At 42.0% G+C, this 13,071-nt stretch carries 14 protein-coding genes and 1 pseudogene; 11 read left to right on the top strand and 4 right to left on the bottom strand.

The features are described from left to right. Window positions 1–154 precede the first annotated feature (154 nt). Entirely contained in the window at window positions 155–1,345 is a 1,191-nt protein-coding gene (locus ACBP55_RS19630) for an MFS transporter (RefSeq protein ID WP_464644302.1), read from the top strand. Between the two features lie 22 nt (window positions 1,346–1,367). Continuing rightward, window positions 1,368–2,159, top strand: a complete 792-nt coding sequence (locus ACBP55_RS19625; RefSeq protein WP_464644300.1) for a Cof-type HAD-IIB family hydrolase — start codon at window positions 1,368–1,370, stop codon at window positions 2,157–2,159. A 448-nt stretch (window positions 2,160–2,607) separates the two neighbouring features. Here the strand turns inward: ACBP55_RS19625 and ACBP55_RS19620 are convergent, their stop codons facing one another. Beyond that, on the bottom strand, window positions 2,608–3,228 hold the full coding sequence (locus ACBP55_RS19620) for a GNAT family N-acetyltransferase (RefSeq protein ID WP_464644298.1): 621 nt from the start codon (window positions 3,226–3,228) through the stop codon (window positions 2,608–2,610). Next, on the bottom strand, window positions 3,203–4,015 hold the full coding sequence (locus ACBP55_RS19615; protein ID WP_464644297.1) for a helix-turn-helix domain-containing protein: 813 nt from the start codon (window positions 4,013–4,015) through the stop codon (window positions 3,203–3,205). Before ACBP55_RS19615 ends, ACBP55_RS19620 begins: the two co-directional genes overlap by 26 nt. A 451-nt stretch (window positions 4,016–4,466) precedes the next feature. On the opposite strand from ACBP55_RS19615, the pseudogene ACBP55_RS19610 reads away from it, so the two are divergent. The 4 genes and pseudogenes from ACBP55_RS19610 to ACBP55_RS19595 form a co-directional block, all read left to right on the top strand. Then, window positions 4,467–4,751 (top strand): annotated as a pseudogene (locus ACBP55_RS19610) (NAD(P)H-dependent oxidoreductase); the annotation flags it as partial. A gap of 151 nt (window positions 4,752–4,902) precedes the next feature. Next, entirely contained in the window at window positions 4,903–5,433 is a 531-nt protein-coding gene (locus tag ACBP55_RS19605; protein ID WP_464644295.1) for a GNAT family N-acetyltransferase, read from the top strand. Between the two features lie 305 nt (window positions 5,434–5,738). Beyond that, window positions 5,739–5,906, top strand: a complete 168-nt coding sequence (locus ACBP55_RS19600; RefSeq protein WP_464644293.1) for a hypothetical protein — start codon at window positions 5,739–5,741, stop codon at window positions 5,904–5,906. Window positions 5,907–5,920: 14 nt separating this feature from the next. Next, window positions 5,921–6,259: a hypothetical protein gene (locus tag ACBP55_RS19595; RefSeq protein WP_464644291.1), complete on the top strand. Its 339-nt coding sequence runs from the start codon at window positions 5,921–5,923 to the stop codon at window positions 6,257–6,259. A gap of 390 nt (window positions 6,260–6,649) precedes the next feature. Here ACBP55_RS19595 and ACBP55_RS19590 read toward each other — a convergent pair whose 3' ends face one another. Further along, the gene (locus ACBP55_RS19590; protein ID WP_464644290.1) at window positions 6,650–8,143 is read right to left on the bottom strand and encodes a peptide MFS transporter; all 1,494 of its coding nucleotides are present in this window, start codon (window positions 8,141–8,143) and stop codon (window positions 6,650–6,652) included. Window positions 8,144–8,842: 699 nt separating this feature from the next. Between ACBP55_RS19590 and murD the strand changes: the two genes are divergently transcribed. The 5 genes from murD to ACBP55_RS19565 all read left to right on the top strand — a co-directional run bounded on the left by murD (window position 8,843) and on the right by ACBP55_RS19565 (window position 11,849). Then, window positions 8,843–10,174: a UDP-N-acetylmuramoyl-L-alanine--D-glutamate ligase gene (murD, locus tag ACBP55_RS19585; protein WP_464644288.1), complete on the top strand. Its 1,332-nt coding sequence runs from the start codon at window positions 8,843–8,845 to the stop codon at window positions 10,172–10,174. Window positions 10,175–10,347: 173 nt separating this feature from the next. Next, the gene (locus ACBP55_RS19580) at window positions 10,348–10,599 is read left to right on the top strand and encodes a hypothetical protein (RefSeq protein WP_464644286.1); all 252 of its coding nucleotides are present in this window, start codon (window positions 10,348–10,350) and stop codon (window positions 10,597–10,599) included. Window positions 10,600–10,772: 173 nt separating this feature from the next. Next, complete coding sequence (locus ACBP55_RS19575; protein WP_464644285.1) at window positions 10,773–11,114, top strand: hypothetical protein; 342 nt, start codon at window positions 10,773–10,775, stop codon at window positions 11,112–11,114. Between the two features lie 68 nt (window positions 11,115–11,182). Next, a complete protein-coding gene (locus ACBP55_RS19570; protein ID WP_464644283.1) occupies window positions 11,183–11,512 on the top strand; it encodes a hypothetical protein in 330 nt (109 codons plus the stop codon). An 85-nt stretch (window positions 11,513–11,597) separates the two neighbouring features. Continuing rightward, window positions 11,598–11,849 carry a hypothetical protein gene (locus ACBP55_RS19565; protein WP_464644281.1) on the top strand — a complete coding sequence of 84 codons (252 nt, stop codon included), beginning with the start codon at window positions 11,598–11,600 and terminating at the stop codon, window positions 11,847–11,849. Window positions 11,850–11,956: 107 nt separating this feature from the next. Here ACBP55_RS19565 and ACBP55_RS19560 read toward each other — a convergent pair whose 3' ends face one another. After that, on the bottom strand, window positions 11,957–12,703 hold the full coding sequence (locus ACBP55_RS19560; RefSeq protein ID WP_464644280.1) for a hypothetical protein: 747 nt from the start codon (window positions 12,701–12,703) through the stop codon (window positions 11,957–11,959). Between the last annotated feature and the right edge of the window lie 368 nt (window positions 12,704–13,071).

Genomic DNA, 13,071 nt, shown 5'->3' with positions numbered 1-13,071 from the left:
TAATCCCCCTTTTTTTCTGTATATTCGGAAATATTGTAACATGCCGATTTCTTTTTTAGAAATATGGTTTTGAATGCTTGACTTGAAACGCATTTCATTCTTTACAATGAAAATATTAGCAAGATGATCCCTATTTCTAGAAGGAGGTTAAGGCATGAGAACCTTTGCGATCGCTTCGTATTCATTGTATTTTCTAGCAGGACTTGTCATTACAACGATCGGTTCTGTGATGCCGCAATTGCTCGCTCACTATGAGCAATCTTATACGGTTGGCGGGCAAATGGTATTCGTGAGTGCAGTCGGCTTTATTGCAGGCGTACCAATTTCGGCATGGCTCATGAAAGTGTTGATGAAGGAAAAATACGTACTCGCGCTCTCTGCGATCGTCATTGCGATTGCGCAGTTCAGTGTATGGTCACTTCCGCCGTTCGGCTGGGTTGTGGCATTAAATTTCTTGAATAGTGTCGGTACAGCAGCAATCGAGTGCGTTGTTGCGACATTGATGATGGAAGTATTCGTGGGACGTCGAGCTGTAGTGATGAGTTATCTAGAAGTCTCGTTCGGGATCGGTGCGCTCTGTATGCCACTCATTGCTAGTGTATTGATTGCGAATCAGGTTTGGCGGTATTCCTTCCTCGTGACGACATGTCTTGGAATCATTATGGCGGTCATGTGGTGCTTCATCTCTTTTGTCAAGGAGGGAACGGAAGGTGCGGAATCTTTGGATGCCGGCATTGCACCGCCGCCGATGTTCAAGACTAAGCAGATAAAGCGGTACATTCTCTTCGCATTCGTCTTCTTGATTTTCATTTACAGCGGGATTGAGGGGAGTCTGAACCATTTCATGTCCTCCATCTTCCTGAATCACTTAGAGGTTACCCCTTACTACGCCTCGTTGAGTATTGGCTTGTTCTGGACAGCGATGGTGATTGGCAGGGCTGCTACAGGTTGGATTATTCGAAAAGTAAATTATGCGAGTTATTTGCGCTGGAGCATGTTCGGCACGCTCGTGGTGATCGTCATGTTTGCGTTATGGAGGGATGCTGTCGTCGGCTTTATCTTGGTCATCATGATGGGGTTAACGATGTCTGGTGTGTATTCGATCACAATGGTGTATGCGAATCATATGTTTCCCGGCATGACGCGTCTAGTGACCAGTCTGGTTACAGCTTTTGCTGGGTTCGGAGCCGCGCTCTTCCCTGCACTGATTGGATATTTGATGGACCATTCAGGCACGGTGTCTGCGCTATGGTATATCGCTGGCTTTGCGACGATCTATTTAATCATACTGTTGCTGGGTATCGGCAGATTCTACCGTAATCAAGCGGACGTGACCTTAAATTAACGGATAAGGGGAGGAATTGAACATGGATGTACAAATCATTGCCGTAGATATGGATGGCACGTTTCTGAATGACCGCAAGGACTATAATCGAGATCGCTTTCTGGATCAGTATGCTCAGATGAAAAGAAAAGGCATTCGGTTTGTTGTGGCTAGCGGGAATCAATATTACCAGTTACGGTCGTTTTTTCCTGAAATTGAGCATGAAATTGCTTTTGTTGCGGAGAATGGCGCTTATATTATAGACGGGAAAGAGGAAGTGTTCACAGGTCAAATGTCTGATGAGACGATTGCGAAGACGCTGGAGCTTCTGAAACACTATCCTTCCTCGAACATTGCATTATGCGGCAAACTAAGTGCTTACATACGGCATGATGAATACGATAACTATTATAACTATTCGAAACAATACTACCATCGATTAAAGAGAGTAGAGAATCTAACGTCAATTGAGGATCAATTGTTTAAATTTGCCCTTCGTTTTCCACTTGAAGATCTGGATCAAGCACTTGTGAACTTGAAGCTTGAGTTAGGGGAGGAAGTTACGGCCGTATCGTGCGGTCATGGGGATGTGGATATTATTGTGACGGGCATTCACAAGGCGCATGGAATTCAGCTTCTTCAGCAAAGATGGCAGATTGCAGACGATAAGACGGCGGCTTTTGGAGATAGTGGCAATGATGTCGAAATGCTAAGGCATGTACATTATAGCTATGCGATGGAACATGCGAGTGAACTCGTGAAGAAGACGGCGAAATATCAGATCGGCTCGAATAATGCCGAAGCTGTGCTGGATGCGATAGACCTGCTATTATGATAAAAAAAGAAGCCATTCCGATGATGGTCACGGTTGGCGAGGTTTTTTTATGATCGATATAAAAGGAGTAGCAGGATCATATCTAACTTGAACAAAATACTTAACCTTAGATCTAACCTAGGCTGTATTGTTATTGTATTCCAAGCCGAAAACCTTACGAGTGGTATAATTCGATAATTTTGTCCAGATACCGGCAATTGGAGAGGCAAAAAGCATAGCAAACGCGAAGGTAATCATGTATCCCATCAATTGCCAGCTTAAATGCATTTCTTTTGCAAAGGAAGGCATAATTGGAGCAGCAAGGCCAACTCCTACAAAGGCAATAAATAAGTTAATCAAATACTGCTAATGATACTTTTTCTCAAATAAATTTACGCATAAGTTTTCCTCACCCAACTTTGTATCTTTTTCTTTTTCATAAAATAGCTCCTTTAAAATTTTACACTGATCATTTTAATTTTAAAACCATATAATCCCATTTCGATTCGTTGAAAAAAAGATGCCGTATTAAGCTATTCTTTTGTAAATGAGTCTGGAATGACAGAAGCTCGTATAGATGCTTAGCACGTGAGTTATTACCTACGACGTGTAAGCTCAGCTCATCTAGGTGTGGCTCAGTTTGAACAACATGCTGAGCCCACAGCAATAATAGCTTTCCAACTCCCTTGCTTCGATGGTTCGGATGGACAACAATGTCTGCAATATAACATTCTCCAGCCTGTGGTTCATGATTTAATAAAGATAACCCGATCAGCAATTTCAACAGGTTCCATTTTCCCACCCTATTGAAGCTCTTCCACGAAGGAAGCTTTTGCTTTATGTCAGATTCGGGCTTCCATTTGATAGATATCGTCCCGATAACTTCTCCATCTTGCAGGGCGAGCATTCTTTGACTTGCCGGTTCGATGGGAAAATGTTCAAACAACTTTTCGAAAAAAAGAGCGAGATCGTCATCATTCATGTTCGTTAAGCTTTGAAATTTTCGGCGAAATCCGTGAACAAGCAGTCGGCCGACCTGTAGATTATACTTGGCCTGCATAGGTTCAATTGTTATTGGTGCTGCAGTCATGATTGTTCCTCCTTTCGGATTTTGCTGCCGATTCGATCAATAATTGCAACTCGTAATGCAACTCGTTCTTGCTAAATAACGATAAATAGGATCTTTCAATAAGGATAAGGGGCCCCGCTATGGTATATGATTGTGCAGCAGCATAGTCGTACAACTGTTCAATCATATGTTCGAGCTCATCATCTTCATGAATTAGGCTCTGCATGGAAAGGTAATTGCCTCTAGGTAAAGAAAAATCGCCAGGTCCTTGAGTTTCTAGACATAAGGTAATTGTGCTCGAACCATCATATATATAATGAATGTCCGATTCGAACAAGTTCGGAACGCACTTCGCTTGTTCAACCAACAATTTGGCATGAAGCTTAGTATGTGAATCCATTTCAATCCAACTTACAAAGTAGGTGGTGTCTCGCCGCTTTATTTGATATTGGTTGGACTGCGAATTAAAGTTTTGCTGTTCATGCAAAACTTTTTTGATGAACTGCTGAAGTTCTTTGAGCCGCAGCAACTCCACATCCACTTCTCGCAAGGAATGCTGAAATAGCTGTCGATATTGATCCGCAGAATAGGAGGTAATACAATCTTTTATGGACTGAACAGACACTCCCAGTTTGCGAAGCAATAGAATATGTGCTAGCTGGTATACTTGCTCAATGCCGTACATTCTATACTGATTGTTATCTGTGTAAGCAGGCCCAAGAACTCCTTTCTCTTCAAAATAACGAATTTGATGAATAGACACGTTCATAAGATTGGCTAATTCACTAATCGTAATTTCACTCTTCATAAAATTCACTCCGATAGCTTGGAATACCTCAACGATACACCATAGGCCAGACCCAAGGTCAAGTGTTTGTATTAAAATTATTAGTTAAAACCAGATCATTTAATTCTCGTGATAGGTAGATCACAGTGAGTGGTGGTCTCATCCTTGATACAAGAGCGGAAAAGACTGCATTAAAAGATTATAAATAAGAAAAAATTAGATAGCATATATAGCTAGTTTCGATAGCAAAGGGGGTTAATTAATCAAGGCATCCTTCAATCGAAGAACGTATCCGGCAACCGATTTTTTGTGGAGAATTGCAGATCGAACAATTAGAATAACCATTCTTATTAGTGCAGCCGTCAGAATGCACTTGTCACTTTCTTAATGACTTATATCACATCTGCTTGGCATTTTCCTTATGTGTCCTTTAATTACAAATCTAAGTTATAACTTGACTAATTAGCGATTTCGAAGATATTATAGATACAATAAGTCTTTGAATGGGGGGTACCGTGATAAAGATGGAAGAAGTATGCTTGTGATACAAGGAAGTGGGGCAATCTATACCAATAATGACTGGTATACCGAAGTTGAATATTCGCATAAATACTTGAAGTCGATGTTCAATTTTTTTGGTATTGAAGATTATCAAATTCTTCGAGTGCAAAGTACTGATAAACTGGACAGAGATGAAGTATTAAAAAAAGCTTATAAAGAAGCTGAAGAAGCCGCTTCAAAATTAGCAGTGAAATAAGCTAACGGAAAAGTTTAACAGCAAAAGCCGATCGTAGATAAATCCTATAAGCTCTTGTATAATGAAACTAATTTCAAAATGAAGGGACTGAACTATGCGCAGATGTCAATATCTTAAACCTAACTATTAAAATATAATGGAGGTAAAAGTATTGATTACAGAGTTACACACAGAACGTTTACATTTGAGAAAAATGAAAGTATCGGATTCGTCTAGTTTGTTTAAAATTTGGTCTGATCCAGATGTTACTAAATTTATGAATGTTAGTTGTTTTACTGATGAAAATCAAGCAAAAGAGATGATTAATCTTTTTGATGATCTTTCTCGAGACAGTGAGGCTATTCGTTTCTCCATAATTAAAAAAGAGTCCAATGAAATTATAGGTTCTTGTGGTTATAATTCCTTTGATTTTGAAAATGAAAAGGCAGAAATTGGATATGACATTGCTAAATCATTTTGGGGAAGAGGATACGCTTCAGAAGCTATCAGTTCTTTGTTAGATCACGCATTCTCATCTTTAAAGCTGAATCGAATCGAAGCAAAGGTTGACCCCGAAAACGTGAATTCTATAAAGCTTTTACAAAAGCTCAACTTTACGTTTGAAGGAACACTTAGACAATATGAAAGAGTAGAAGGAAAGTTTAATGATCTCAATATCTATTCCAAATTAATATCAGATTGATTTGATTTTCTGCCTATTTTGAATTGTAAGTGATACGTTAAGAATTTAGATATTTTCAGGATTTGAAGATCGGGGCCACGCCGCGCAGCGAGTAAATTAATCCTCGCGCGGCAGGCTTTTTTTTATTTGGAAAAAAGCCGGAGGGGAATCGGAACTTGATCCCATTCCCGACAGAGTGTATTTAGTTGTTAAGCTATTGGAAAGTTTAGTACAATTTAAAAAGGACTTATAGTTGAGTCAGCGAATTTATAGAAGGCAACAATTTCCATTGTTTATTTTTGAATCCAATTTATGGTGGTGATTAAGTGGGTACTTGGGGATATGGAATCTTTGAAGATGATTTTACGCTGGATATAAAAGATTATTATAGGCTTTTCAGAAAAGAAGATATTTCTGCAAAACAGATTGAAGCCAGGATAGGCAGAATTTATTCTGAATTGATGATAAAGATCTTGAACCATTATTTTATATAGGATTGGCTGCAACTATGATTGAGTTTGGAGAATTAACTGTAAGCATTAAAGAAAACGCTTATAGGCATATAGAATTAGGAAATGGATTAGAGCTTTGGAGAGAAGCAGGTATAATTCCGTTATTTAGAAGAAAGTTAGCTCTCAATAACTTCAAGAAGAAATTGTTGAAGACAAAATGCATACTTGATACAAGTCCAATTAATGAAGAAGATCTTAGGGAAGACCAATTTGATCCGCATAATCAAAATTATTATGTTTATGAAATCACTTTTCCTTCTGGTAAAAAACTAATTGGCAATACAGCACATAAGGAACAAAGAGAAATGTTCTTTGAACAAAATCCATTGAAATAGAAATATCTTGAGAAAGTAGAGCCCCAGACCCTATTAAACCTTAACGCTTAACACACTTCCATCATGGAGCCGTAAGATAATGTAGGAACATTTATGTCGTTGTTGGATGATATTGATGTAATCTAACGACACAAATGTGCCACATAAAATTTCTTTAATGCCCATAATATATGGGCTTTTCTTTATATATGTAGGAACTTTCTTGTCGTAACTCTGCGTCACAAAAGTTCCCACATTGTACTTAAATGACACAAATGTAGTTACATATTTGGTTATTGTAAAAATAACAAATAAATGTCCTATATACATGGGAGTAGATGTCCCGGTAACCGGTAACTTTCTCAGGAAACAGGAAGCCGCCTTGCGATATGTCGCATTGCGGCTTTGTTTTTATCGTAAACCCTTCATATAACTTTGAACTTTCGGGGCAAGCAGTAGCAGGATGAAACCAAGGATTAGTGATATCGCTCCAATGACACCGAAGTAACCCATTTCGTTTTCTGGTGTGTAGAACTTAACAATCTGTGCATTAACGGCCTGAGCGGCAGCGCTTGATAAGAACCACAGGCTCATGCTTTGAGCGTAGAAGGCGGCGGGCGCTAATTTGGTCGTAGCGGAGAGACCTACAGGTGATAAGCATAATTCACCGAGCACACATATGAAATAGCTCAGAACGAGCCATAATGGATTAACCAATGACCCAGTGCCGCCAAAGTAAGCAGGTAATAGAATGACAATGAAGGATAAGCCGGAGAACAATAAGCTTAATGCAAATTTTACAGGAATGGATGGTTGACGTTCTCCAAGTTTTACCCAAAACCAGGCGAATATGGGTGCAAAAATGATAACAAACAACGGATTTAACGATTGGAACCAAGCAGGTGAAATATGAATACCTGCAAAGTCTAACTGTGTGCGTTCATCGGCATAATTGGCAAGGATGGTTGATCCTTGTTCTTGGATCGCCCAGAACATAACGGAAGCAATGAACAGCGGAATGTAAGCAATGATTCTGGAACGTTCGATAGCTGTTGTTTTAGGACTTCTGTACATGACAATGAAGTAAAGGGTTGGAATGAGAATCCCGAGAATTCCCACTAACTTAACAAAAGTACTAAATGTAAGCAGCCCCATTGGAATTGTAATAGCCAGTGCTATAGCCACAAGAGCAACACCCAAGCCAATCCTGAAGAACGCTTTTGCCCTTTCAGCCGGTGAAAGAGGATTGGCGATGAATGTGCCGGCAAGACCGAGATTTTTTTTCTTGGTGAGCGTAAAAACGACGAGGCCTAGAAACATCCCTACAGCTGCAATTGAAAATCCTAGATGGAAGTTATATTGTGTGCCTACAGTTCCGACAACCAAAGGAGAAAGAAATGCGCCAAGGTTAATCCCCATATAGAAAATGCTGAATCCGGCATCGCGGCGGTTATCTTTTTCACCGTAAATTTCACCTACAACACTTGAAACATTAGGTTTTAACAAGCCAGTACCCAGCACGATGAGCACCATGGAAACAAAGAACAACGTGACGCTTCCAGGCACTGCAAGAACAATATGGCCAAACATAATCAAGATCCCGCCGTAAAATACAGCTTTTGACGTGCCGAATATTCTGTCGGCCAGCCAGCCGCCGATGATGCCGGACATATATACCAGCGAACCGTAGATGGACATAATGGCTAGAGAAAGGGTTTTGTCCAGTCCCAACCCGCCTCTTGACACCTCATAATACATATAGAAAACAAGGATAGCCCGCATACCATAATAAGAGAAACGCTCCCAAAACTCGGTAAAAAAAAGAGTGAATACTCCCTTTGGGTGTCCGAGAAAGCCATGTTGGGGGACACTCTCGACAATTTTTTGTTTATTTGCATCCGACATAAAAACAACCTCATTTATTTTTCTATTTATTGTCAATAAGTTATTAATTCCCATGTTGAGTATGATTTATGTGATCAACACAAGTCGATTTAACTAACGCAGAACGATGGTTCGATAAACAACAAAACGAGGCTGCCGGTGGATCAATGGCAGCCTCGTTACGTTAACGGGCTGTATGGCTGGTGATTGACAGATGCTTACGCTGAACGTAATGAATAGGTATTCATATAGCGAACTGAATTGACAAACTAGATGTTAGGGGAAAGGAGAAGCATCATTTAGAGACATACTTGTGTCTCTTGGATCATCCATAAATCAAAGAAAATAAAATTGAAAGTTGATGCGGATTGGGTCGATACAAAAATATTTATTGAATTCGCAAAATTACTACATTCTATGAATAAGGAACTTAAATTTACTTACTTTAACCTGGGGGGCAGGATTGCATAATTGGTTGTGCAACTGAGGAGCATGTTAGTGAAATAAAAGAAAGAACAGGAATCGAGTTTGTTTGGTTAGTTACATTGTAGTCCAAAATGGTTGCAGAATCGATTGTTCTTGATTGCCTTTTTACGGAGAACAACAGTGTAAGAGCTTGCTTTGAGGCAGCTCTTTTTTTGATTTCATTGAAGTAACAGGCAGGATAGTTCCAATATGTGGTATATTTGATTAAATGACATTTTCTAAGCGGAGGTGCTTATGAATCCTGCCTATGACACCTACATCCAATCGCTGGCCGGTCGGGACGTGACCGTCATCGGCGCTGGCGTCAGCAATTCACCACTGATCCGCATGCTGTGCTCGGCCGAGGCGCACGTCACCGTGTGCGACCGCAATCCGGCCTTGACGCGGGAGGAGTGGGACAATCTAGGCGTCGGGTTGTGCCTGGGGGAGAATTATCTGGATCGCATTGGGGGCGACGTAGTGTTCCGCACTCCGGGTATGCGCCCAGACAATCCGGCGTTGGACTCGGCCCGTGCTGGCGGCAGTCGAGTGACCAGTGAGATGGAGGAGTTCTTTGCGCTGTGTCCTTGTCCTATTTTCGGCGTGACCGGTTCGGACGGTAAGACCACCACTACGTCATTGATTGCAGACATGTTGGCTGACGGGGGGCGTACGGTTCATCTGGGCGGCAACATTGGCACGCCACTTCTGACGCGCGTGGGCGAAATGTCGCCGCTGGATGCATGTGCGGTTGAGTTGTCCAGCTTCCAGCTGATGGACATGACGCGCTCTCCCCATGTGGCGGTGATTACCAACCTCTCGCCTAATCACCTCGACTGGCACCGCGATATAGATGAATATGCCGCCGCTAAGCGCCGCCTACTAGATTTTCAAAGTGCTAACGACTTTGCCGTCCTAAACGGCGACAATCCGGCGACCGCTGATCTGCGCGGGCGGGGACGGACCAAGTATTTCGGCGTGCACACTATCCACGATGGCATAATTGACGGTCTATTACCCATCAGTGATATTCGTTTGCCGGGATGGTATAACGTGGAGAACGTTATGGCTGCCATGACCGCCGTACGGGGGACCGTGTCTGATGAAGCAATCCTGGAGACGGTGCGCAACTTCGTCGGCGTGGAGCACCGAAACCAGTGGGTAGCTACTGTGGGCGGCGTGCATTATTACAACAATTCAATCGGCTCCAGCCCCGCCCGTACCGTCGCTACGCTGCATGCGCATGTGGGCCGAGTGCTGCTGATCGCCGGTGGGCGAGATAAGAAAGTACCCTTTGACGAGATGGCTAGACTGCTGCCAGAACATGTCAAGGTGCTGCTGTTGATCGGAGAAGCGGCCAGTCAAATCGAGGCAGAGGCGCGCAGAGTGCCTAGTTGCCCACCTATTGTCCGCTGCGAAGGCCTGGCCGAAGCAGTGGCGCAGGCGCACAAGCTGTCCGTACCAGGTGACACTGTGCTGTTGAGTCCTGCATGCACTGCTTTTGACCAATATCGTAACTTTGAAGAGCGCGGGCGTCACTTTGTAGACCTGGTCGGGTCGCTGCACCGGTCGGTCGGAGGGAAATGATTGATTACTTGACGGCAGTCGGCAAATGATCGGCTGCCGTTATCTGTTGTAACGGGCAGGATGACGGAATCTACAATACTTGGAAGCATATAATTAAAGCAGTTGCTGTATGAATCGGCAGCCGCTTACGGGCGGTTAAGAACATATAACCAATATCAGAAGGTGATAAATAGGTGAACATAGATATAGAGTTTCTAACCCAAGTAATTAATGACTGGGACCCTGTTGGTCTTTTAGCAGGAGGTGCTCCAGAAAACGAATATAGCATTGAAGTAAGAGAAATCTCTCAGAAATCCTCGTCGTGTAAGTCTGAAACAGACTTAGCGATACTTATTTACAGAGTGTTCAACGATAAAATGGGGGTGAAATTAAATCAACTTGCTTGCTTAAAGCAGGCATTTAAAATAACTGAATACGGAAAATAAGAGCACAAGTGATTAAGCTAACGAGAACCGTTTGTTCAATATACAACAGTGAAAGTCTGCCGGCACGATCGGCAGTCTTTCACTCACTTATCAGGCAGATTTCATTAATGGATCTTTGCAGGAATAAACTAATCTTATCGAGCTATAAAATGAGATCTGAGTGAGGTGGTATTATGTATGACTATATTAGTATTCACTCTGATGATTACACAAAACAAATAAAATCGGAAGTGCTGGAGTATTACTTAACGAGTAATTTGGGGTTTACAAAAGTTAGACACCTAAAATTTATTAAAGAGATCAATGGAGAGACTGTAGAAATAATGGGTATTCCTGCAAATCCCAATGGAGGCTACGCGTTTAATACACTTGATGGTATCGAAGAAGTAAATTTAATTGAGATCGATCTACCGAGATATATTGATAACATTTTAGAACATTCGATATCTGAAATTGCAAACTTAATTGCTAAAGAGTTTTCATGGATGATTGACGATGACCATGGATTAAAATAACACGGAACGATAGTTGAGCGATACGCAACAAAACACTTCAGTATTTTTTTGAAAAAGTGGTGAAAACAATGAAGAAGATTTTTTTAGTTTCTCTGATATCTATAAGTCTATTTATTATTTATCAATTACAAAAACCCATTCTTACAGAAGATAATGCTATTATCAAAGCAAAAGAATATATTCAAGTAATCAACAAAAAAATGAACGCAGATATAGATACGCAGAAGTCAGCTGAATATTGTGTGCTTACGAATGATACGGTTTGGAACAAAATTATAGGAAGTAGGCAATGGTCTGTTATGGTTGTTGGGTATGGTGTAAATATTCAGGCTAATACAGGAGAATTTGTCCAGATGATAGGACCCTTGGATGGAGTCATTTCGGAACTCCCCCAATAATGGTCTCATCATTGAACTAACGGAAACTATAGCTCAATCCACACAAAGAGAGTCAGCGGTATTTAGAGGGAAGGAAAAGATTAGAATGAGCAGGAAAAGCGTGGTTGCCGGGATACTTTTATCCTTGTCTGTACCGATGATCGTGTTTTTCGCAATTGTAGCTATTACTAATCTCGGTATCGTGAAGGGGCCTCCAGAAGATTTTCAATATCACGATTCTTACTTCGTCGTGATACATATTGATCCATACGTGTATCCCGTATTGGCTGTGATTACTTTCACGGTTTATGCAGCAATTTTCTGGGTCGTGCGATACGTTAAGCGAAAGAACCTGTAAGCTTTCGAAGAATGAATCAATGATTCGTTACGCTAGCGGAAACGATAGCTCAACAATTATACGAAGGCACAAGATACCAGTTGCAGCGGACACATCTGCTGCCAACATTAAGGCTCTGATCGCGGGCCATACACCATGGTCCAGATCGGAACCTGATCGCCGGGGTTCTTCTCATTGTAAACATTGCCCACCCAAGGTGTGCCGCAGATATGCAGATAGGAGTAAGGTGTGCCATCAAACATCACCCAGGCACCCGCATCTCTGACTGTATTGGGCAGTCCGAACTTCTTGGCGTCAAAAGGCCAAATTATCATCCAGTGCGGACCAATCGGGATTGCCGGGCTTGTTTTATCGAAAGGGTCGGTATTGCTATGCTGCGTGGCTCCGCACAGCATATAGATGATGCCTGGAGCAGTATTCGTGGGTTTCGGTTTCTTGGCCATGATGTCCATCATCCATTGCAGGCCCATGTGATCGGCGCACATAGGGGGATTGCTGATCTGATTCTCATCTCCGGGAAAGCATATCCAATCGTTGGTGCCTTGACGCAAGATGATCAGTTTGCCGTCTGCACCCATTTCTGCAACTGTTGCATCCTCGGTGATGTGTCGCGGGCCAGACAGCATCGCCCTCGCGATCTTAATGCCGAGGGCTTGCTCTTGATTCGAGGTGGGGACCGACTGTACAGGCGGCATCATTGCGATTGCGCTGTTGCTGTAAGCGCCAGAGGCCCCTTGTTTGTTTGACGAACCAGGTGTGGAACTAATCTTTATTTTCATCGCTGCTTCAGTCCCGGGCACCACTACGGATGAATTTTTCCTTCCTTTAGGTATAGTAGATTTTCGCTTTGCCATGGACTTCTTCCACCTCATTTTAAATAATCATATTGAAGTCCTCCAGGAAGAATTAAAGTTACTCCGCGATAAGGCCTCTCAATATTGTATGCTGTACGCTATTTCTTAAGACAATGTAATGAATGTTGTATTCAATGACCGCGCAGGTAAATCTGCCGAGTTTATTCTTCCAATGAAAAGGTTTTTCGAACCCATAGGAGCTCTTATTGAAAGATGAATAGTTGTTCAACGGGACACGTTAGTTTAATCGAACAGCGGTAGTCTAGGACTTTACTTTCTCGTCCAAGGCTACCGCTGTCTTTTTGTTGGGGCCAGTCTAATACTTATTTTATGGGATCTGACGGTTTTTAAAAATTAAAAATCCGCTT

The organism is Paenibacillus sp. WG02 (genome assembly GCF_055396115.1).
This window is presented reverse-complemented; position numbering and strand designations above follow the sequence as displayed.

Excerpts from the sequence above, each read along its gene's own strand:
- ACBP55_RS19630 (WP_464644302.1), top strand. The coding sequence starts at position 155 with ATGAGAACCTTTGCGATCGCTTCGTATTCATTGTATTTTCTAGCAGGA.
- ACBP55_RS19625 (WP_464644300.1), top strand. The coding sequence starts at position 1,368 with ATGGATGTACAAATCATTGCCGTAGATATGGATGGCACGTTTCTGAAT.
- ACBP55_RS19620 (WP_464644298.1), bottom strand. The coding sequence starts at position 3,228 with ATGACTGCAGCACCAATAACAATTGAACCTATGCAGGCCAAGTATAAT.
- ACBP55_RS19615 (WP_464644297.1), bottom strand. The coding sequence starts at position 4,015 with ATGAAGAGTGAAATTACGATTAGTGAATTAGCCAATCTTATGAACGTG.
- ACBP55_RS19595 (WP_464644291.1), top strand. The coding sequence starts at position 5,921 with ATGATTGAGTTTGGAGAATTAACTGTAAGCATTAAAGAAAACGCTTAT.
- ACBP55_RS19590 (WP_464644290.1), bottom strand. The coding sequence starts at position 8,143 with ATGTCGGATGCAAATAAACAAAAAATTGTCGAGAGTGTCCCCCAACAT.
- murD (WP_464644288.1), top strand. The coding sequence starts at position 8,843 with ATGAATCCTGCCTATGACACCTACATCCAATCGCTGGCCGGTCGGGAC.
- ACBP55_RS19575 (WP_464644285.1), top strand. The coding sequence starts at position 10,773 with ATGTATGACTATATTAGTATTCACTCTGATGATTACACAAAACAAATA.
- ACBP55_RS19570 (WP_464644283.1), top strand. The coding sequence starts at position 11,183 with ATGAAGAAGATTTTTTTAGTTTCTCTGATATCTATAAGTCTATTTATT.
- ACBP55_RS19565 (WP_464644281.1), top strand. The coding sequence starts at position 11,598 with ATGAGCAGGAAAAGCGTGGTTGCCGGGATACTTTTATCCTTGTCTGTA.
- ACBP55_RS19560 (WP_464644280.1), bottom strand. The coding sequence starts at position 12,703 with ATGGCAAAGCGAAAATCTACTATACCTAAAGGAAGGAAAAATTCATCC.